Source organism: Streptomyces sp. UH6, assembly GCF_013421635.1.
GTDB classification, from domain to species: Bacteria; Actinomycetota; Actinomycetes; order Streptomycetales; family Streptomycetaceae; genus Streptomyces; species Streptomyces abyssomicinicus.
The window spans coordinates 1-18,457 of record NZ_JACADT010000005.1; the positions used below are offsets into that span (position 1 = coordinate 1).

Below are 18,457 nucleotides of genomic sequence, written 5' to 3' on the forward strand. Positions count from 1 at the left end.
CAGCACCGCGGCCCGGTGTTCGTGCCGTCCACGCCGCACCACGGAGGTGTGCGCCAGGTCGTAGTACTCCTCCGGCGGGCATCGCCGCAGACGCGTGGCCATCCGCCGCGCCGCCTCGACCGCTCCCTGCGGGGTCCGCGCGGACACCAGCACGGGTAGCCGCGTGCCTGCCACGGCCTCCACGGCGGGAGCCGTGGCACCCGCGTCGCCCACGGGAGCAGGGGAGGGGACGGGGGGCTGTGCCGGCGGCCCGGCGAGGGCGACGTGCGCGTTGGCGCCCCCGAAGCCGAACGAGTTGACGCCGACCACCACCCGCCCGCCGGACGGCACCCGCAGCGGTGTGCTCTCCACGGCCGGGGCCAGGCGCAGGCCGTCGAAGTCGATGGCCGGGTTGAGGGGCAGGGCGTTCACGCTCCGCGGGACGCGCCGGTGCCGCAGCACCAGGAGGGCCTTGAGCAGGCCCGCCATTCCCGAGGCCGGTTCCAGGTGGCCCAACTGGCCCTTCACCGAACCCACCGGCAGCGGGGCGGATTCCGCCCGCGCGGCGCCCAGGGCCCGGCCGACCGCCCGGCACTCGACGGGATCGCCCACGGGCGTGCCCGTCCCGTGCATCTCCACGTAGGCGACCTCGCCGGGGTCCACCCCGGCGGCCGCGTAGACCTCGCGCAGAAGCGCCTCCTGCGCGTCTGCGCTGGGCTGGGCCAGCGTCGGCGTGCGTCCGTCGGAGTTGACGCCGCTGCCGAGAATCACACCCAGGACCCGGTCGCCGTCCTCCAGCGCCCGCGCCAAGGGCTTGAGGACCACCAGAGCGCCGCCCTCGGAACGGACGTATCCGTCGGCGTCCGCGGAGAACGGACGGCACCGTCCGGTCGGCGACAGCATCGACGCCCGGGAGAACCCCACGAACTCCACCGGGCTCAGCAGCAGGTGCGCGCCGGCCGCCAGCGCCATGCCGGAGCGGCCGTGACGCAGCGCCTCGCAGGCGTGGTGCAGGGCCACGAGTGAGGAGGAGCACGCCGTGTCGACGGCGAGGCTGGGGCCGTGCAGGCCCAGGAAGTGCGACACGCGGTTGGCGGTGTTGCCCATGGCTCCGCCGGTCATCGTGTGGGCGTCGACGCTCGCGGGGTCGAGCCCCTGGAGCAGCGAGAACGCCTGGCTGCTCGCGCCGACGTACACGGCGGTGTCCGAGCCGGCGAGCCGGTCGGCGGTGTAACCGGCGTCGTCGGCGGCCTCCACGGCCATCTCCAGCAGCATGCGCTGGAGCGGGTCGAGGCGTGCGGCCTCGCGGGGCGAGATGCCGAAGAACTCCGCGTCGAAGCCTTGCACGTCCCGCAGGAAACCGCCCTTCGCGATGTACGTCTTGCCGGGGCGCCGCGGCTCCGGGTCCAGCCAGCGGCTCGCATCGAAGCGGTCGGGCGGCACGTCACCGATGAGCTCCCGTCCTTCCGTGAGGGCGGACCACAGCGCGTCCAGCGTGTCGATACCGCCGGGCAGCCGGCAGGCGGCGCCCACGACGGCGACGGCGTCTTCTGGGTGGTACTGAGCGGAATTCGGCGGCACGGAGGTCTCCTTGGCGATGCGCTGGGGGTGCTGGGCGTGAGGCCGCGAAAGCCTGAACGGCTACCCTGAGTTACCACGGGTTGGGTGAGTGGGGCCTCAAAACCCGCCAACAGGTGGATAAACGGCATCGCTGTCCCTCGAATGCGGTACCGGACGGCAACAGTGCGTCATGGTTGCGGCAACCCCGGCCGGACGGGACGAGGTCCGGCGGAAGCGCAAACGGTACGGACGGAAGGAACCCCGGTGGAGAGAGCGGACAGGGCCGACGGGCGGCCATACGTCCTCGAGGTCGCGGGAAGGGCGCCCACGCTGGATCCGACGGCCTTCGTCGCCCCCACGGCCGTTCTGGCCGGGGCGGTACGCCTCGCGGCCGCGGTGAGCGTCTGGCACCACGCCGTCCTGCGCGCCGACCTCGACACCGTCGACGTCGGTGAGGGGTCCAACATCCAGGACGGTGCGGTCCTGCACGCGGACCCGGGCTTCCCCGTGCGGATCGGCGAGCGCGTCACCATCGGGCACAACGCCACCGTGCACGGCTGCCATGTGGAGGACGACGTCCTGGTCGGCATGGGTGCCATCGTGCTCGACGGCGCCCGGATCGGGCCCTGGTGCATCCTCGCGGCCGGCACCGTCGTCCCCCAGCACCGGCACATCCCCGCCAGGTCGGTGGTGGCCGGCCCCGCCGCCACCATCGTGCGGTCCGCCACCGACGAGGACCTGGACGCGATCACTACGGCGGCGCAGGTGTACAGGGGGCTGGCGGACCTGCACGGGGGGAACGTGGCGGGCGTGGCCCGCTGAGCCCGGTCGGCCTTGTCCGGCCGTCGGCCGGACCCGCTTCCGCCGGACGCCCGGTGTCACCCAACGTCACGAAGCGCCACCGGCGGAGGTGCGCCGTCCCGCGCCCCACCACGCTCACGCAGCCCTCGCGCGGGTTCCCCGGGGACGCGAGGGGGGCGCGCCGGACAGGTCGCCGTTGCGCAAGATCGAGCAAACCAGGACGCCGAACGGCCGGTTAGCCTTGGACGCGTCCATATACCGCAACAAAACGTCCGGACAAGGACACATGCCTCGGGAGGTGGCGCATGCGACCGGCCGACCATGCCGGGACGATCGAGTTCATCGAACGCTCGCTGCACGCCGACCTGTGCCTTGATCGCATCGCGTCCCATGCGGGTTTCTCGCCGTACCACCTCCATCGCGCCTTCCGTCGGACCTTCGGGTTGACCCTGCACGCCTATGTGCGGCGCAGGCGTCTCACCGAGGCCGCGCGAGCGTTGGCGCACACGTCCGAACCCGTCATCGACATCGCCCTGCGCCACGGATTCGGCGGTCAGCAGTCCTTCACCCACGCCTTCTCGGCACACTACGGCCTACCTCCCGCGGCCTGGCGCCGGGCGCAGCGGTTCTTCCCGCTGCTCGTTCCGTACCGGTTCGGTGAAGCCGCGTGGGAGTTCAACCGAAGCGCCGGGGACCTGGAGACATCCGACCGGGCGGGCGCCGACCTGCTTCTGTCCTTGTCACTGGCAGCGGCCGACATGCTGCCGACGATCGACCCCGACCGGCACACCGCTGCCATGCGCCGGCAGCTTCCCGACCGGCACGTCATGGTCGCCCACCACCAGGGGGAGGACGCGGCGGCGCTGGTCGTCGATCCGGCGACCGGCCACATCGACTACCTCGCCGTTCACCCGTTGGCCCGCGCGTCGACGGTGCTGCCCGCACTGGTGGAGGCGGCCGCCCGGGACCACCCGCGGCTCTCCGTCACCACCTTTCGGGAGGGCGACAGGGCCGACCTCGGACACCGGCGAGCACTGCTCGGCCTCGGATTCCGCCCGGCGCAGCTGCGCGTGGAATTCGGCTACCCCACCCAACTACTCGAACTCGTACCGCCTGGAGCACCTCAGTGATACCTGCGTCGTCGGATGTCCACCGGACGGAAGCCGACCACCTCGCCACCGTCCTTCACCGCTTGGAATCCAAGATCGATGCGGTGACCGAGGCTCTCAGGACCCACGACGGCAACTACCGCGACGTCAAGACGTACATGGCCGAGAACCGGGGGGAGATCGATCCGACCGAGATGTATCAGAACGAGCTCCTCCTGCGGGACATCGACGCCGAGGGCGGTCACGCCATGCGTGTGCGGGAGCGGCTGGAGGCCATGCGTGACACTCCCTACTTCGCCCGCCTCGACTTCACTCCGGACGCGACACGCGCACGCGAGATCCACTACATCGGGCGCCACACACTCCACGACGAGGAGGGCACGGCGGTGGTGGACTGGCGGTCGCCGCTGGGCGGTGTCTACTACGAGGCCGGGGTCGGCAGAGCAGGCTACGAAGCGCCCGCCGCAAGGATCCACGGCCTGGTGGAGGGCAAGCGCCAGATCAAGATCGAGGAAGGGCGGCTGCGCTTCGCCGTCGACACGGCAGACGCGGTACACGACGAGGTCTTGCTGGAGGAGATCGGGCGAACGACCGATGCCCGCATGCGTTCCATCATCGCCACCATCCAGAGCGAGCAGAACGCGATCATCCGCAACGAGACCGACACCACCCTCGTCGTCCAGGGAGTCGCCGGATCCGGGAAGACCTCCGTCGCGCTGCACCGCATCGCCTACCTGCTCTACCGTCGCCGTGGCCGCCTGCAGGCGGGCAACGTGGCCATCCTCTCGCCCAACGGTCTGTTCGCCGCGTACGTGTCCGAAGTGCTGCCGGAGCTGGGAGAGGAACCGGTTGCCGCACTCGAGCTCACCGGCATCGCCCACGCCCGGCTCAAGCGGCACCGTCTGAGCTTCACGGCCCCGGTCGACCCCGTCGAACCCGGCGACGACGAAGTGCGGGAACGGGCCGTGGCCAAGTCCTCACTGTCCTTCCAGCAGTGGCTGGAGAGGGCAGTGGACGAGGAGCTCGCACGCTGTTTCCAGCCCCGTGGCCTGCGCCTCAAGGGGTGCGAGCTGGACGCCGACGAACTGCGCGCGCTCTACGGCCGTATGCATCCACTTCCGGTGCGGCGACGCCTTCGCGCCATGGCCGAGTTCCTCTGCGCACGGGACCGCGACGAGCGGCCCTTCGCCACGACCCGTCCGCGCCCCGGTGAGGTGGCGAAGGAACTCACCTCCATGCTCACCGTCAAGAGCGCGTCGGCGCTCCACCGTGAGCTGTATCACCGTGCCGATGCCCCGGCGACGTTGCGGACACCGACGGCCGGAACGCTGGAGTGGGCCGACGTCTACCCGTTCCTGTTCGTCTCGGGCAGGTTCGACGGCATCGTCGCCGACGAGCGCGTCGAGCATCTGGTGATCGACGAGATGCAGGACTACTCACCGACCCAGTACGCGGTGCTGCGACAGATCTTCCGATGCGACATGACCGTACTGGGAGATGTCGGCCAGGTCCTCGGAAACACCGAGAACTACACCCTGGACGACCTGGCGGGAGTGTTCCACGGCGCGCGAGTGAGGGAACTGCGGCGCAGCTACCGTTCAACGGCCGAGATCATGCGGTACGCCGCCAGGATCCAGGGGCGGCGGATCACGACGATCGACCGCCACGGTGACGAGCCGACGGTGCTCGGCTTCGCAACGCGCGACGCGGAGACCGGGTGGATCGCCCAGGCCGTCCAGCGTTTCCGCGACGCAGGGCGCGGCCGTCTCGCGATCATCACCAGGACGCGCGTGCGGGCGCAGGACCTGCGGCGGCACCTCTCGGAGAAGCTGGACGGCATCGGCCTGGCCGCGGCAGGCTCCGACAGCGCCCTCACGCACGACGTCACGGTCGTTCCGGTGGCACTCGCCAAGGGATTGGAGTTCGACGAGGTGATCGTCGCGCTCGCCTCCGCGGAGGAATACCACCGCCCCGCCGACCGCTCGCTGCTGTACATCGCCTGTACCCGTGCGCTGCACAGGCTCACCCTGACCCACACCGGCCGGCCGAGCCCGCATCTGCCTGTATGAACGGTCGTCCGAGCACGTCGTTCCTGCCGCCGAAGCATCCGCGGCCGCCGGTCGCCGTGCCCGGCGTCGCCCGCACGGAGGGGCAGGCCGCGCCATGCCTCGGGCGAGGACGGCAGGAGCGTGTGCACCTTGAGGTCCAGCACGCCGGACAACGGTCCTGCGCGGGGCACGTCATCTGATCGGGTGTCCCGTTTGATCGAGTGTCCCGTTCACGACCTGACGAGGCGGTCACCCCCGAGAGGCACCTCGTGCAGCATCAGGCGACTGTGCAGTCGCTGAACGCCCAGATCCGCCTTCAAGTGATCGATGACGGTCTCGAACTCCCGCGAATCGCAGCAGGCCATGCGTAGTTGATAGTCGTACTCACCCGTCAGCCGCATGGCCGCAACGATCTGGGGCACCTCCTGGAGCCCCGCCTCGAAGGCCTCCCGGTCCACACCGTCCCTCAGGCGGATGTCACTGATCATCTCCATGTTCCTGCCCAGGGCGCGGAGGCCGAGTCTCGCCTGGAAGCCGCAGATCACTCCGGAGGCCTGCAGACGGCGCACCCGGTCGGCGACGCTGTTCGAGGAGAGTCGCACCTGGCGCCCCAGCTCCTGGTAGGTCATGCGCCCGTCCGTGAGAAGGGCGGCGACGATCTCCTGGTCGACACGATCCATGGTGCACCTCGAATTTCTCGGCTATTCGCTGATCCAGCCGAGAATATCTCGGCGTGGACCCCGTTACAGCCACTCTTTCCGAAGCAATCTCGGCCTCTTCCGTGAAACCATCACAGACATGGAAGTCGTCCTCGCCCGCACCGCTCTGGCACCCCTGCTCGTCCTGGGCGTCTCGTTGGCCGCGCGCCGATCGGGGCCTGCCACGGGCGGTCGGCTCATGGGCGCTCCTACGAGCACCGGTCCGTTCCTGTTGCTCGTGTGCCTGGAGAGCGGTACCGCCTCCGCCTCCCGCGCCGCTCACGGGTGCGTGACGGGGCAGTTGGTCGTGGTCTGCTTCTGCCTCGCCTACGGGCGGCTCGCCCACCGTTTCCGCCCTGCCGGCACGCTGCTCGGCGCCCTCGGCGTCGCGGCGGTCGGTGCGACCGTGGGCACCCTGAGCGGGAACGTGTGGCTGACCGCGCTCTTCTCCGCGACCGTCACTGTCGCGGGGTTGCTCACCTGGCCGCCTGCCACCGTGAGGGCAAGGGCGTTGCCCGATCCTTCGTGGGAGATCCTGGTGCGCATGATGCTGGCGGCGCTCACCGTCCTCTGCGCCGCCGGCGTCGCTCGGGCCGCCGGGCCGTTCCTGGGCGGTGTGCTGTCCTCACTGCCCGTGCTGCTGATGGTGATGACGCCCTCGGCCCACCGCACCGGCGGCGCCACTGCGGCCGCCGCGGTGAGCCACGCGGCGATGACCTCGGCCGGAGGCACCCTGGCCTTCCTTCTCACCGTGGCGGCCGCCCTGGTTCCCTGCGGGACCGCGCCCGCCATGCTCCTGGGGCTTGCCGCCATGACGCTGGTCGACCAGCTGATCCGCCGCAGCCTCCGCGGTTGGCCGGAACGCTCACACACCTGACCTCCGCCAACCGCCCCGGCGGAGCGGAACACCACCCTTTCGGAACACCACCCTTTTCCGGAACACCACCCCTTCCGGACCGCCGCCGGCACGGTCGCCGGCGGCCCTCTGACGAGTAGTGCGGCCCGGGCGGAGGCAGTCGTCCGGCACGGCCTCGGAGAGGCGCGGGCGGTTCAGGGCTGCTCGGCACGTCCGGTCCTCGGCTCCGGCTCGTCGTCCCGGCCGCTGTGCTGGTGCAGCACGCGCAACGCGTCCGCGGAGGTCGCGTCGTTGGGCGTGTAGATCTCGACGCGGTGATCGGGGCTGTCGGGCTGGAGCCACACCTGGTAGTCCACGCTCACCGCGCCGACGGTGGGGTGCTGCAGGTGCATCGTCCCCGTCGTGCAGTCGGAGACGTCACCCGTCGCCCACATCGCACCGAAGTCCGGGCTGTGCATGGTGAGTTCGCCGATCAGCCCGGCGAGCCGGGCGTCCGTGGGGTAGCGGCCCGCGGTGAGGCGCAGATAGGCGACGTGGACCTTGGCGAGATCCGGCCAGTTGCGGTACATGTCGCGGGTGTGCGGGTCCAGGAAGAACATCCTCGGGACCGACGGACGCCCCTGCGGAGTTCGTGGCGCCTCGAAGGGGACGTGCTCGGCGACCAGCGCGTGCCCGGTGCGGTTCCACGCGAGAACGTCGCCGCGCCTGCCGAGCACCACCGCGGGCGTGGCCTCGCCCAGTGAGTCCAGGAGGGTCAGCACCCGCGGATGGGGCTCCTCGCGGGGCGGTTCGCCCAGACCCGGCCTCACGGACTGCCGTGCGAGATTGTGCAGGTGGGCCGTCTCCACCTGGTCGAGCCGGAGCACCCGGGCGAGCGCGTCGAGCACCTGGTCGGAGGCGGTCTCGGCCAGCCCCTGCTCCAGACGGGTGTAGTACCCCGGACTCACCCCGGCGAGCTGGGCGAGCTCCTCCCGCCGGAGACCGGGGACCCGGCGGGAGGTGCCGTAGGTCAGCAGACCGATCTCCGCCGGGGTGACCCGGTCACGACGGCTCTTCAGGAACGTTCCGAGGCTCTCCACGCACACGAGCGTAGGGCGCTCGCCCGCTCTGTGGGTGTACCTGTCAGGTGTACCCACGCCAGGGGCATGGCTGTCGGCCACGCCCTGCCCGAGTGTCGGCACCATGACTCGACAGCATGCGCACGACGCACCCGGACCGCGGGCCTGGATGGGGCTCGCGGTGGTCCTCGGTCCGGTCCTCCTCGTCTCCATGGACGGATCCATCCTGTTCCTGGCGATGCCCCGGATCAGCCAGGCTCTCTCACCCACCGCCGACCAGGCACTGTGGATCCTGGACGTCTACGGCTTCGCCGTCGGCTCCCTGCTGGTCGCCTTCGGCGCCATCGGTGACCGCTACGGGCGGCTGAAGCTCCTGATGACCGGCGCCACCGTGTTCGGACTCGGCTCAGCCGGCGCCGCGTTCGCTCCGACGCCCGAACTCCTCATCGTCTGCCGGGCGCTCATGGGCGTGGCCGGTGCCACCCTGCTGCCCTCGGCGCTCGCCGTACTGAGCGAGCTGTTCCCCGACCCCCGTCGCCGGGCCCGGGCCATCGGCATCTTCGCCGCGGCCTTCGCCGCCGGCTTCGCCATCGGCCCGGTCATCGGCGGTGCCCTTCTCGGCCAGTTCTGGTGGGGCTCGGTCTTCCTCGTCAACCTCCCCGTCATCACCGTGTTCCTGGGGTTCGCCCCGGTCCTCCTCCGAGAGGTCCGCTCGGGCGGTTCGGGCCGCGTCGACCCCCTCAGCGTCGTGACCTCCGCCGGGGGCCTGCTGCTCACGATCCACGGCGTCAAGCACTGGGCCGCCGACGGGATCTCGGCCCTCCCGATCACCACGATCGTCGCCGGCACCGCCGTACTGATCTTCTTCGGCCGGCGCCAACGGCGCCTCGAGAACCCGCTGATCGACTTCTCCCTCTTCCGCGACCGCGTCTTCACCATCGCCGTCATCACGGGTCTGCTGCCGCTGGCCGCCTGGTCGGCCACGGCGTACCTGTCCGGCGTCCACCTCCAGTCCGTACTGGGCCTGGGCGTCCTGCAAGCGGCACTCCTGGCCCTCCCGGGCGCGGCGGCCCTCATCCTCTCCTGCGTCGTCACGCCGGCGGTCGCCGAACGCATCGGCAAGCGGGCCGCTCTCCTCGTCTGCCACTTCTCCATCGCGGGCGGCCTGTTGCTGCTGCTGCCCGTCTCGGTCACCGGAGGGATCGGCTGGTACGTCGCCTCGACCGTGATCGCCGGACTGGGATACGGAATCTCCTTCGCCGTCGTCGCGGACACCGCGGTCGGCGCGGTCCCGGCGGAGCGGGCGGGATCGGCCGGTGCGATCGCCGAGACCAGCAACGAGATCGGCAACGCCCTCGGCATCGCGCTCCTCGGCTCGCTCGCCGCGCTGCTCTTCCGCCTCCAGGGCCCGGACCTCGCCCCCACCCTCGACGAGACGCTCCAGTCGCCTTCCCTGCCCGCACCCGTGATCCAGGATGCGAAGTCCGCCTTCGTCACCGGCCTGCACGTCGTCGTGCTCGTGGCGAGCCTCCTGCACGCCGCCCTGGGAACGGCTGCTCTGCGCCGGCTCCCCAGGCCGGCACGGGAACAGCGGACCTCCGAGGTCCATGAGAGGCACGCGCAGGCACCCATGGAGAGCAAGGCGTGACGGGACGCGAAAGCGCATGCCCGGACGACCGCTGCCGGCCACACGCGGACCTGAGGGGGCGTAACCCCGGCACCGTGTCGCCAGATCCAGGGCCCCCACGATTGGCGAATAGAGGTCAATGCGTAAACCCGCCACACCCAACTCCCCTCCGGTGGCGGTGACTTCTGACAATGTGGCGCCACCGCGGCATCGGCGACCTCCGGAATGCCGCCGTCGCGCCATGACATGCAGGTTCCACTTGGGGAGAGCGATGCGTCCGATATCGCGCACGGCACTGGGAGTGGCGGCCACTGCCGCTGTCCTGGCCGTCACCGCGATCGTTCCGTCCGCGGCACAACCGCAGGACGCGACGAACGCGAAGAGACCGCTGGTGGGCAGTGCCACCGCCGCGGCCGAGGAGAGCAAGCCCGTCACCGTCACCCTGGTGACCGGTGACCAGGTGCTGGTCAGCAGGGACGGCGCGGGCAACGCCTCCGTCACGGCCCTGCCGCGCGAGGACGGAACCGTCCCGCTCCTGCAGACCCGGCAGTCGGGTATGGACCTCTACGCCTACCCGGACACCGCGGTCGGCGCCCTCGCCGCCGGCACGGTCGACGAGGAACTGTTCAACGTCACCGGGCTCATCAGGCAGGGCTACGACGACGCGAACTCCACCTCGCTGCCGCTGATCGCCGTGTACGGCGAGAGCACCGCCCGCTCCGGCCCCGCCACCCCCCGCGGCGCCGAGCGCATGGTCGGCCTCGACATCATCAACGGTGTCGGACTCGAGGCGGACAAGAAGGACGCGAGTGACTTCTGGGCGGACGTCACCGACAAGCGCTCGCGCTCGGCGGCCGGCCTGAAGAAGCTCTGGCTGGACCGCAAGGTCACCACCACCCTCGACCGGTCGACGAAGCAGGTCGGCGCCGACCTCGCGTGGGCGGCCGGGTACGACGGCAAGGGAACCAAGGTCGCCGTCCTCGACACCGGTGTCGACGCCGAGCACCCCGACCTGGAGGGCCGGGTCGTCGCGTCGAAGAACTTCACCGACTCCGACACCGACGGCGACCGGAACGGCCACGGCACCCACACCCTCTCCACGGTGGGCGGCTCCGGTGCGGCGAGCGACGGCAGGAACAAGGGCGTCGCCCCCGGCACCGACCTCCTCTCGGGCAAGGTCCTCAACGACGGCGGCTCCGGGGCCGAATCGTGGATCATCGCCGGCATGGAGTGGGCCGTCGAACAGGACGCCGACGTCGTCTCGATGAGCCTCGGCAGCAGTGGACCGACCGACTGCACCGACCCGATGAGCGTCGCCGCCGAGGAACTGGCCCGGAGCACGGACGCCCTGTTCGTGGTCGCGGCGGGCAACGCCGGTCCGACCCTGAACACCGTCTCCTCGCCCGGCTGCGCGCCCAGCGTGCTCACCGTCGGCGCCGTCGACCGCGACGACTCCACCGCCCAGTTCTCCAGCCGCGGCCCCGTGCCCCACGCGCACACCCTCAAGCCCGAGATCGCCGCTCCTGGTGTCTCCATCTCGGCCGCGGCCACCGGTGGCCGCGGGGTCTACGCCTACCGCTCGATGTCGGGCACCTCCATGGCCGCCCCGCACGTCGCGGGCGCCGCGGCCGTCGTGAAGCAGCGCCACCCCGACTGGACCCCCCAGCAGATCAAGTCGGCCCTGGTGTCCTCGGCGAAGAGCGACATCCCCGGTGACGTCCGGGAGACCGGCGCCGGTCGTCTCGACGTGAAGGCAGCCGTCGACACCGGCCTTCTCGGCTCTCCCGCCGTCCAGGCCGGTACGTTCAACTGGCCGCAGGACAGGAGCGACCGCACCACGGTCGAGGTCCCGTACACCAACTCCGGCACCGAGCCGGTCAAGCTGTCGCTGAAGGTCCAGGGCGTCACCGGCAACGACGGCTCCGCCGTCCGCTCCGGCGTCGCCGAGCTGAAGGCGAAGACCGTCACGGTCCCGGCGGGGGCCACCGTCACGGTCCCGCTGGCCGTCGACCCGACGGCGAAGCTGAAGGCCGCCCAGTACGGTGACGTCACCGGACGTGTGCTCGCCACCGGCGCCGGCGGCGTCAAGGTCTCCACGCCGTTCTCCCTGTACGTCGGCCCGGAGACGGTCACCCTGCGCGTCAAGCTGGTCGACGCCGCGGGTGAGCCCGCCGGCGGCATGTCCTCGATCGACCTCATCGGCACCGACGACGCCACCGGCGCCCGCCGCTACAACGACGGCGCCGCCGACCAGGTGTTCCAGGTGCGCCCCGGCGCCTACTTCGTCTCCAGCTTCGTCACCACGCCGGACGCGGACGACGAGGCCGGCCTGGCGATCGACTCCCTCGCCTACCTCGCCAGGCCTCAGCTGGACGTCACCAAGGACACCACCGTCGTCCTGGACGCCCGCAAGGCCCACAAGCTCCGGGTGAAGACCGAGGACCACGTCTCCGAGAGCCGTTCCACGACGCTCACCTTCGGCCGCACCTGGGACGACGTGTGGATGCACACGGGTTCCATGTCCGCGGGCCGCCTCGTCGAGACCTACCTGGTCGACGTCCAGGGCCGGGCCTCCGACGGCGAGTTCGAGTTCGCCTCCTCCTGGCGGACCTACGCCCCGCTGCTGGAGGAGCTGTCGGTGGTCGGCGGCCCGCAGCTGCACGCCCGCACCGCCGGCAGCGGCTCCGTCAACCTCGACGGCACCGGTGAGGCCGCCCTCGTCGACGCCGGCACCGGCACCGCCGCCGAACTGCAGGCCGCGGGGGTCGAGGGCAAGATCGCCCTGGTCGGCGTCGGCACCTCCACCCAGCTGTCCGTCCAGGCGCGGAACGCCAAGGCGGCCGGCGCCAAGGCGGTCGTCGCCCATCGCGACCTCGACGGACCGTGGCAGCCGTCCGTCGGGTACGGCACAGCGCCGCTCCCCGCCCTCGGCATCGAGAAGAGCGAGGCGGACGGCCTGAAGGCCGCGCTGGCCGAGGGCCCGGTGACGCTGCGCTGGAAGGGCACGGCCGTCAGCCCGTTCGTCTACAACCTCCTCTTCCCCGAGGACGGCCCGATCACCTCGGACCGCACGTACAGGGTCCGCGACAGGAAGCTCGCGAAGTCCACGGCCACCTACGAGGCGATGGGCGTCGACGCCGACTACACCGACACCGCCGTCTTCACCCGCCCGCACGGCGGGCGCTTCTCCAGCGGAACGATCGACACCGTCGCCGTCCCCGGCAGGCGCACCGAGTACTACACGACGGACGGCACCGCCTGGGAGCGCTACGTCTCCTCCAGCTTCCCCTGGGGCGAGGCCATGGTGGACCCGCAGCGCACCTACACGGCCGGCGCGCGGCGCACCGAGAACTGGTACCGCGGCATCCTCGCCCCGGGCACCCCGCTGAACGGTGACGGCAGCGAGGCCCTGGCCGCCGAGCGTCAGGACAACCTGATCGGCGTCGCCCCGGGCTTCTGGGCCGACACCGAGCACATGGGCATCCAGGGTTCCTTCGGCGACATGGGCAGCATCCGGCTCAGCAGCGGCGGCGAGGTGATCGGCGAGTCCGCCTGGCCGTCCGGCGTCTTCACCGTCCCGGCCGAGGACGCGGCGTACGAGATGACCCTGAACACCTACAAGTTCGGTTCGCCGGCAGCCGTGTGGAAGCGCTCCCCGCACACCGAGACCACCTGGAAGTTCCGCTCCGCGCGGGACGAGAACGTGTACTCGCAGGGCATTCCGCTCCTCTTCCCCCGCTACGACCTGGACAGCGACGGGCTCAAGACCCTCGCGGCCGAGAACGGCCAGGAGATCGGGCTGAGCGTCACCGGCCACGCCGGGTACACCCCCGGCAAGCTGGAGGAGGCCAAGGCCTCCTACTCCTACGACGGCGGGCAGACCTGGACCCGGGCCGCCACCGCCCACAAGGACGGCCGCTGGTACGCGACGGTGAACCACGCCGAGGGTTCCGGCCGGACGGTCACCCTGAGGACCGAGCTGACCGACGCCAACGGCAACTCCGTCAGCCAGACCGTGGACGACGCCTACGCGGTGCGTTGATCACACGCCGACCGGCAGGTCGTCCGCCGGGCGTCCCACCCTCGCGGGGGTGGGACGCCCGGCGGACCCGAAACGGGGCCGACACCGTCGGCCCCCGGGTCAGCGCCCCCAGGTCCGCGACATGGGGGCGCCGACCTGCGGGGACAGGCTGTGTGGGAAAATGCGTGTATGACACACGTTGCCGGGACGGCGCACTCCGGGAGCCCCGACGGGGCAGGACCTCTCATCGTCGTGGCCGCCGCGATCGTCCAGGAAGGGCGCCTTCTCGTCGTGAGCAAGAAGGCGGCTCCCGAGACGTTCTACCTGCCCGGCGGGAAGCCCGATGCCGGCGAGGAGCCGATGGAGGCCCTGGCCCGGGAGCTCGACGAGGAACTCGGGGTCTCTCCGGTCGAGCCGCGGTTCCTGGCCGAGATCGAAGCGCAGGCGGCCCTGGAAGGCGTTCCCATGAGGATGACCGTCTTCGAGGCGGGCATCAACGGGGTTCCTCGCCCCGCCGCCGAACTGGCGGACATGCGGTGGATCACCGGTGACGAGCCGGACCTGCGGCTGGCTCCCGCCGTACGGGACCAGGTTCTGCCGCTTCTCCGCCGTAACGGCCTCCTCGCCGACGCCTGACGCGCCCTGTTCCGTCACCGCCGTGATCGTGAAGCGGGGGAGGGGCCACGTGGAGCGTTGCGGCGTACGCGACGCCGTCCAGGTCGCGGGGTCCTGCACGACCCCGACCTCCTTCGCGGAGTACGAGACCGTCATCAGTGCCGGGGCTCATTACGCTTCCCTGGGATGCTGAGGCGGCCGGGTGCCCACGTGACCGTCGGCGGTTGGCGGCTCGGAGGAGTGGTGCCCTGCGGGCAGCCTGCGCGGGTCCGCGGCTGGGCCCGAGGGGCAGCCCGGACTGCTCGCCGGCGGTGTCGTGCGAGAGAGCGGTGCCGCACAAGCTGCCCGGGGTGATGGCCTGCGTCGTCAGGCGCGATCACGCAGGCAGTGGTCGAGAAAGGCGCGGGCGCGGCGGGTGAGGCGGTCACGCGAGGCCAGGACGGCGACGAGCTGTTCGTGGGGTACCGGGCCGCTGACCGGTACCGCGACCACCTTGTCGTTCCAGTGCAACGGCTGGAGCCCACTGGACTGGGAGATCATCGAGTAACCCATCCCCAGCTGCACCAAGGCCCTGATGTGGTCGAAGTTCGCGGACGAGAAGCGGACCTTCGGCGTCACTCCCGCGGCCTGGAACACCGCGGTGATGAGCTGCTTGGCGGGGGCGGTCGAGATCATGATGAACGGCTCGTCGGCGAGTCCCAGGAGGTCTGTCTCGTCGAGGGCGGCGACCGGATGGTCCGCAGGGACGAGGACGTTCGGCGCGGGTCGGCGGATCACCACCCGGTCCAAGGATGCCGGCAGCCCGTAGTCGTACATGAGTGACAATTCGATGCGTCCGTCGAGCAGTGCTTCCTGCAGTTCGCTCTGCCCGCCTTCGAGGAAGTCCACCTCCACGTCCGGATGGAGCTCCGCGAAGCCCTTCAGGAGGGGTGGCAGCAAGGCTGGGGCGATGGTGTCGAAGCAGCCGATGACGAGCCGTCCGCGCAGCTCGCTCTGCAGCGAACCTGCCCAGCTCGCGAACTCGTCGATCTCGCGTACCAGCCGACGCGCCTCGGGAAGCAGGTCCCGGCCGCTGCTGGTGAGCTCCAGTCCCTTGCCCCGACGACGGATGAACAACTTCACGCCCAGTGACGTCTCGAGTTCGCTCAGTGCGGCGGACATCGAGGACTGGTTCATGTAGAAGCGCTTCGCCGCAGCTGCCGTGGTCCCCGTCTCCGCGGCCGCCACGAAGTACGCGAGCTGCCGCAGGGTGAAGTCGGCGGTCATGGCCCCTCGCTCATTGATTCAGCCACTGAGTTTCAGCGAATACAGGTGTTTGAGAGATGTTACGCGGCTCGCGCAGACTCCTCGTACCCCACGCCACGACACTCGGAAGGGACCTGAGTCCATGGCGGAATTGACGAGGCCGCGTGCCGGCCGAGGAGGCGGTCCGAAAAGACGCCCCGCACGATGGGTGGACGACGAGGTGGCACGACTCGATCCCGAGTCCGACTATCCCCGCATCGTCCAGCTCATCGCCGACCACAAGCTCAACGAGTTCATCATGAACCTGAACTACGCGACCGGGTTCATGAGCAACACGGTGCCGCCCGGCGGCTCCGAGGTGATGATCGGCACCAGCAAGGCGGAGAAGCGGCCGCAGACCCGCTACATCGACACCGTCGACTTCTTCTGGCAGTGGTTCTTCAAGGGCCCCGCCCACCCCGACGTGCAGGCTTCACTCAAGCGTCTGAACCGTCTGCACGCCCACCTGTACAAGGACTATCCGAAGTCGTTCGACAACAACGACGACTGGATCTTCACCACCTGCAACCTGGCCGTCGGCGCGGACCGGATGCGTCGGCGCGTCGGAGCGCCGCCGCAGCCGGAGCACGTGCAGAGGGCGTGGCACCACTTCTGGCGTGACATCACGGCGCAGATGGAGGGTCTGCACGGGCCGCTGCACTCCTTCCCGGAGAGCTACCGGGAACTGTGGGAGTTCGCCGAGGAGTTCGAGCGGCGTGACTGGCCGGACGCGCCCAACGGGCGGAAGCTCTGCGAGCTGATGATCAAGCAGTTCAACGAGCGTTTCTTTCCGCGGTCGCTGCACCGTGTCGGCCGCCTCGTCGTCATGGCGTTCGTTCCCCCCGTGGTCGCCGAGCGGCACAAGCTGCCGCCGGCCAACCGTTTCGGCGTGTGGCTGGTGCACCGCGTCTTCCAGGCCGTGTTCTTCGCGCTCGACCACTTCAAGCCCGACAACAAGGTGCCGATGAGCGAGGTACTGGCGGGCGAGAAGCACCAGCGGTGGCGCAAGGAGAACATCGCCCGCGAACGCGCCAACCCCCTCACCCCTGCCCCGCGGCCCTGAAGACCGCATCAAGACCTCAGAAGACGTCACCCTGACAACGGAGCCAGGAGAGATCATGACGGTTGTCGACGACCAGTCCCTGGAGGACGGGTCCTTCAACAGCGAGACATCGACCGTCGCCGAGCGGGCCGAGCGTGCGAAGGCCGCCTTCGCCGCCGCGGTGGGCGAGGAATGGGTCATCGAGGGCGAGCCGGTGGCCCGCGACTTCAGCGATCCCTACGACACCCTGCAGGCGCCCCGCAGCCGCGGCTCGTACGTCGTCCAGCCCGGGAGCGTCGAGGAGGTCCGGCAGATCGTCAGGATCGCCAACGAACACCGCGTGCCGCTGTGGACGGGGTCGCAGGGGCGCAACAACGGCTACGGTGGCGCGGCCCCCCGCGTTCCCGGGTCCGTGATCGTGAATCTGCGCCGGATGAACAAGGTGCTGGAGGTCAACGAGACGTTCGGGTACGCCGTGGTGGAACCCGGCGTCAGCTTCGCCGAGCTCAACGCCTACCTGCTCGAGAACGACATCGCCCTGTGGACCAGCGTGCCGGACCTCAGCTGGGGTTCCGTCCTGGGCAACACGCTGGAGCACGGCCTCGGATACACCCCCTACGGCGAGCACGCGGACCAGGTGTGCGGGATGGAGATCGTCCTCGCCGACGGCGACCTGGTGCGCACCGGCATGGGCGGTCAGTCGAACAGCAAGAACTTCCACACCCACCAGCGCGGTTTCGGTCCACGCCTGGACGAGATGTTCATGCAGTCGAACTTCGGCATCGTCACCAAGATGGGCCTGTGGATGCAGCCGCGGCCGAAGGCCTGGCGGTCGGTGTGGATCCACGCGACGACCGACGAAGCCGGTTACGCGCTCGTCGACGCCCTGCGGCCCCTCCTCATGGACGGCACCATCACCAACCGGGTGCTGATCATGAATCTGACGGCAATTCTCACCGCCCTCAGCAAGAAGGAGGACTGGCACGACAGCACGGCGCCGATCGACGACGACGTGCGCGCGGCGATGCGCGCCGCCTACGGGCTCGGCAACTGGAACGCGCGGATCGGCCTCTACGGCGAACCGGACCGGATGGACGTGGACGAGCGTCTCATCCGTGAGGCCGTCGCCCATATTCCCGGCACCGAGTACGTCTCGCGGGAGTACCCCGGTGACGTGCGGCACGAGGACGTCTTCCCGCCCGACCAGGCGGTCGCGGGCATCCCGAACATGGACCTGCTCCGCATGCTCGACTGGTACGGGTACGAGCGCCCCGGTCACGTGGGCTTCGCACCGATCTTCCCGCTCACCTCCGACGACGCCCGCGAGATCCACCAGCTCCTCGAGCGCGGCAGTGCCCGGATGGGCAAGGACTACGGCGCCGCCTACGCGCTCACCGCGCGCAGCATGCTGATGCTCGCGCTCATCATCTACAACGCCGGGGACCCCGAGGAGGTCCGGCGCACCTTCGAGGTGACCGGCGAGATGATCGCCGAATCCGCGGCGATGGGTTACGGCGAGTACCGCGGCCACTTGCAGTTCATGGATCGGATCGCCGACCAGTTCGACTTCAACGACCATGCCCAGCAGCGCCTGAACCAGAGACTGAAGGATGCCCTGGACCCCCGTGGCGTCCTGTCCCCCGGCAAGCAGGGGATATGGCCGTCGGCCGGCGACTTCCGCCGCGCCGGAGCCTAGGGGACGGTGCCGGCTCTCGTCGCGGACCGCTGCGCGACCCGGCACCTGCCCGCCCTCACCCGC

General features: G+C 70.4%; 13 protein-coding genes. 9 read left to right on the plus strand and 4 right to left on the minus strand.

Features of this window, described 5'->3' with window-relative positions; all coding sequences use genetic code 11:
- Window positions 1–1,560, minus strand: a 1,560-nt coding sequence (locus HW445_RS00960; RefSeq protein ID WP_308798045.1) for a beta-ketoacyl synthase N-terminal-like domain-containing protein, incomplete at its 3' end; no start/stop codon positions are given.
- A gap of 243 nt (window positions 1,561–1,803) precedes the next feature.
- Between HW445_RS00960 and HW445_RS00965 the strand changes: the two genes are divergently transcribed.
- The 3 genes from HW445_RS00965 (at window position 1,804) to HW445_RS00975 (ending at window position 5,518) form a co-directional block, all read left to right on the plus strand.
- Entirely contained in the window at window positions 1,804–2,361 is a 558-nt protein-coding gene (locus HW445_RS00965; RefSeq protein WP_308798047.1) for a gamma carbonic anhydrase family protein, read from the plus strand.
- Window positions 2,362–2,645: 284 nt separating this feature from the next.
- Window positions 2,646–3,470, plus strand: coding sequence for a helix-turn-helix transcriptional regulator (locus tag HW445_RS00970; RefSeq protein ID WP_180219105.1), 825 nt, complete (start codon window positions 2,646–2,648; stop codon window positions 3,468–3,470).
- Window positions 3,471–3,553: 83 nt separating this feature from the next.
- Complete coding sequence (locus tag HW445_RS00975) at window positions 3,554–5,518, plus strand: ATP-binding domain-containing protein (protein WP_218956447.1); 1,965 nt, start codon at window positions 3,554–3,556, stop codon at window positions 5,516–5,518.
- A 209-nt stretch (window positions 5,519–5,727) separates the two neighbouring features.
- Here the strand turns inward: HW445_RS00975 and HW445_RS00980 are convergent, their stop codons facing one another.
- Window positions 5,728–6,177, minus strand: a complete 450-nt coding sequence (locus tag HW445_RS00980; RefSeq protein WP_180219106.1) for an Lrp/AsnC family transcriptional regulator — start codon at window positions 6,175–6,177, stop codon at window positions 5,728–5,730.
- Here HW445_RS00980 and HW445_RS00985 point away from each other — a divergent pair.
- Window positions 6,176–7,072: a hypothetical protein gene (locus tag HW445_RS00985; RefSeq protein WP_180219107.1), complete on the plus strand. Its 897-nt coding sequence runs from the start codon at window positions 6,176–6,178 to the stop codon at window positions 7,070–7,072. The two genes, HW445_RS00980 and HW445_RS00985, sit on opposite strands and share 2 nt — an antisense overlap.
- Before the next feature lie 173 nt (window positions 7,073–7,245).
- Here the strand turns inward: HW445_RS00985 and HW445_RS00990 are convergent, their stop codons facing one another.
- Window positions 7,246–8,136, minus strand: a complete 891-nt coding sequence (locus HW445_RS00990) for a helix-turn-helix transcriptional regulator (RefSeq protein WP_308798050.1) — start codon at window positions 8,134–8,136, stop codon at window positions 7,246–7,248.
- A 97-nt stretch (window positions 8,137–8,233) separates the two neighbouring features.
- Here HW445_RS00990 and HW445_RS00995 point away from each other — a divergent pair, with 97 nt between their 5' ends.
- The 3 genes from HW445_RS00995 (at window position 8,234) to HW445_RS01005 (ending at window position 14,393) form a co-directional block, all read left to right on the plus strand.
- Complete coding sequence (locus HW445_RS00995; protein WP_180219109.1) at window positions 8,234–9,757, plus strand: MFS transporter; 1,524 nt, start codon at window positions 8,234–8,236, stop codon at window positions 9,755–9,757.
- Window positions 9,758–10,007: 250 nt separating this feature from the next.
- Window positions 10,008–13,778: a S8 family serine peptidase gene (locus tag HW445_RS01000; RefSeq protein WP_180219110.1), complete on the plus strand. Its 3,771-nt coding sequence runs from the start codon at window positions 10,008–10,010 to the stop codon at window positions 13,776–13,778.
- A 168-nt stretch (window positions 13,779–13,946) separates the two neighbouring features.
- Window positions 13,947–14,393: an NUDIX domain-containing protein gene (locus HW445_RS01005; protein WP_180219111.1), complete on the plus strand. Its 447-nt coding sequence runs from the start codon at window positions 13,947–13,949 to the stop codon at window positions 14,391–14,393.
- Window positions 14,394–14,738: 345 nt separating this feature from the next.
- Here the strand turns inward: HW445_RS01005 and HW445_RS01010 are convergent, their stop codons facing one another.
- Window positions 14,739–15,638 (minus strand): LysR substrate-binding domain-containing protein, encoded by a 900-nt coding sequence (locus HW445_RS01010; RefSeq protein WP_180219112.1) that lies wholly within the window; start codon window positions 15,636–15,638, stop codon window positions 14,739–14,741.
- Between the two features lie 199 nt (window positions 15,639–15,837).
- Between HW445_RS01010 and HW445_RS01015 the strand changes: the two genes are divergently transcribed.
- Both HW445_RS01015 and HW445_RS01020 read left to right on the plus strand, forming a co-directional pair.
- Window positions 15,838–16,719 (plus strand): oxygenase MpaB family protein, encoded by an 882-nt coding sequence (locus tag HW445_RS01015; protein WP_180219113.1) that lies wholly within the window; start codon window positions 15,838–15,840, stop codon window positions 16,717–16,719.
- Window positions 16,720–16,774: 55 nt separating this feature from the next.
- Window positions 16,775–18,394, plus strand: a complete 1,620-nt coding sequence (locus HW445_RS01020) for an FAD-binding oxidoreductase (protein WP_180219114.1) — start codon at window positions 16,775–16,777, stop codon at window positions 18,392–18,394.
- Window positions 18,395–18,457 lie beyond the last annotated feature (63 nt).

Bases quoted from the DNA above. Each gene is read 5' to 3' on its own strand.
- HW445_RS01010 (WP_180219112.1), bottom strand. From the start codon at position 15,638: ATGACCGCCGACTTCACCCTGCGGCAGCTCGCGTACTTCGTGGCGGCC.
- HW445_RS01020 (WP_180219114.1), top strand. From the start codon at position 16,775: ATGACGGTTGTCGACGACCAGTCCCTGGAGGACGGGTCCTTCAACAGC.
- HW445_RS01005 (WP_180219111.1), top strand. From the start codon at position 13,947: ATGACACACGTTGCCGGGACGGCGCACTCCGGGAGCCCCGACGGGGCA.
- HW445_RS00980 (WP_180219106.1), bottom strand. From the start codon at position 6,177: ATGGATCGTGTCGACCAGGAGATCGTCGCCGCCCTTCTCACGGACGGG.
- HW445_RS01000 (WP_180219110.1), top strand. From the start codon at position 10,008: ATGCGTCCGATATCGCGCACGGCACTGGGAGTGGCGGCCACTGCCGCT.
- HW445_RS00985 (WP_180219107.1), top strand. From the start codon at position 6,176: ATGGTGCACCTCGAATTTCTCGGCTATTCGCTGATCCAGCCGAGAATA.
- HW445_RS00970 (WP_180219105.1), top strand. From the start codon at position 2,646: ATGCGACCGGCCGACCATGCCGGGACGATCGAGTTCATCGAACGCTCG.
- HW445_RS00995 (WP_180219109.1), top strand. From the start codon at position 8,234: ATGACTCGACAGCATGCGCACGACGCACCCGGACCGCGGGCCTGGATG.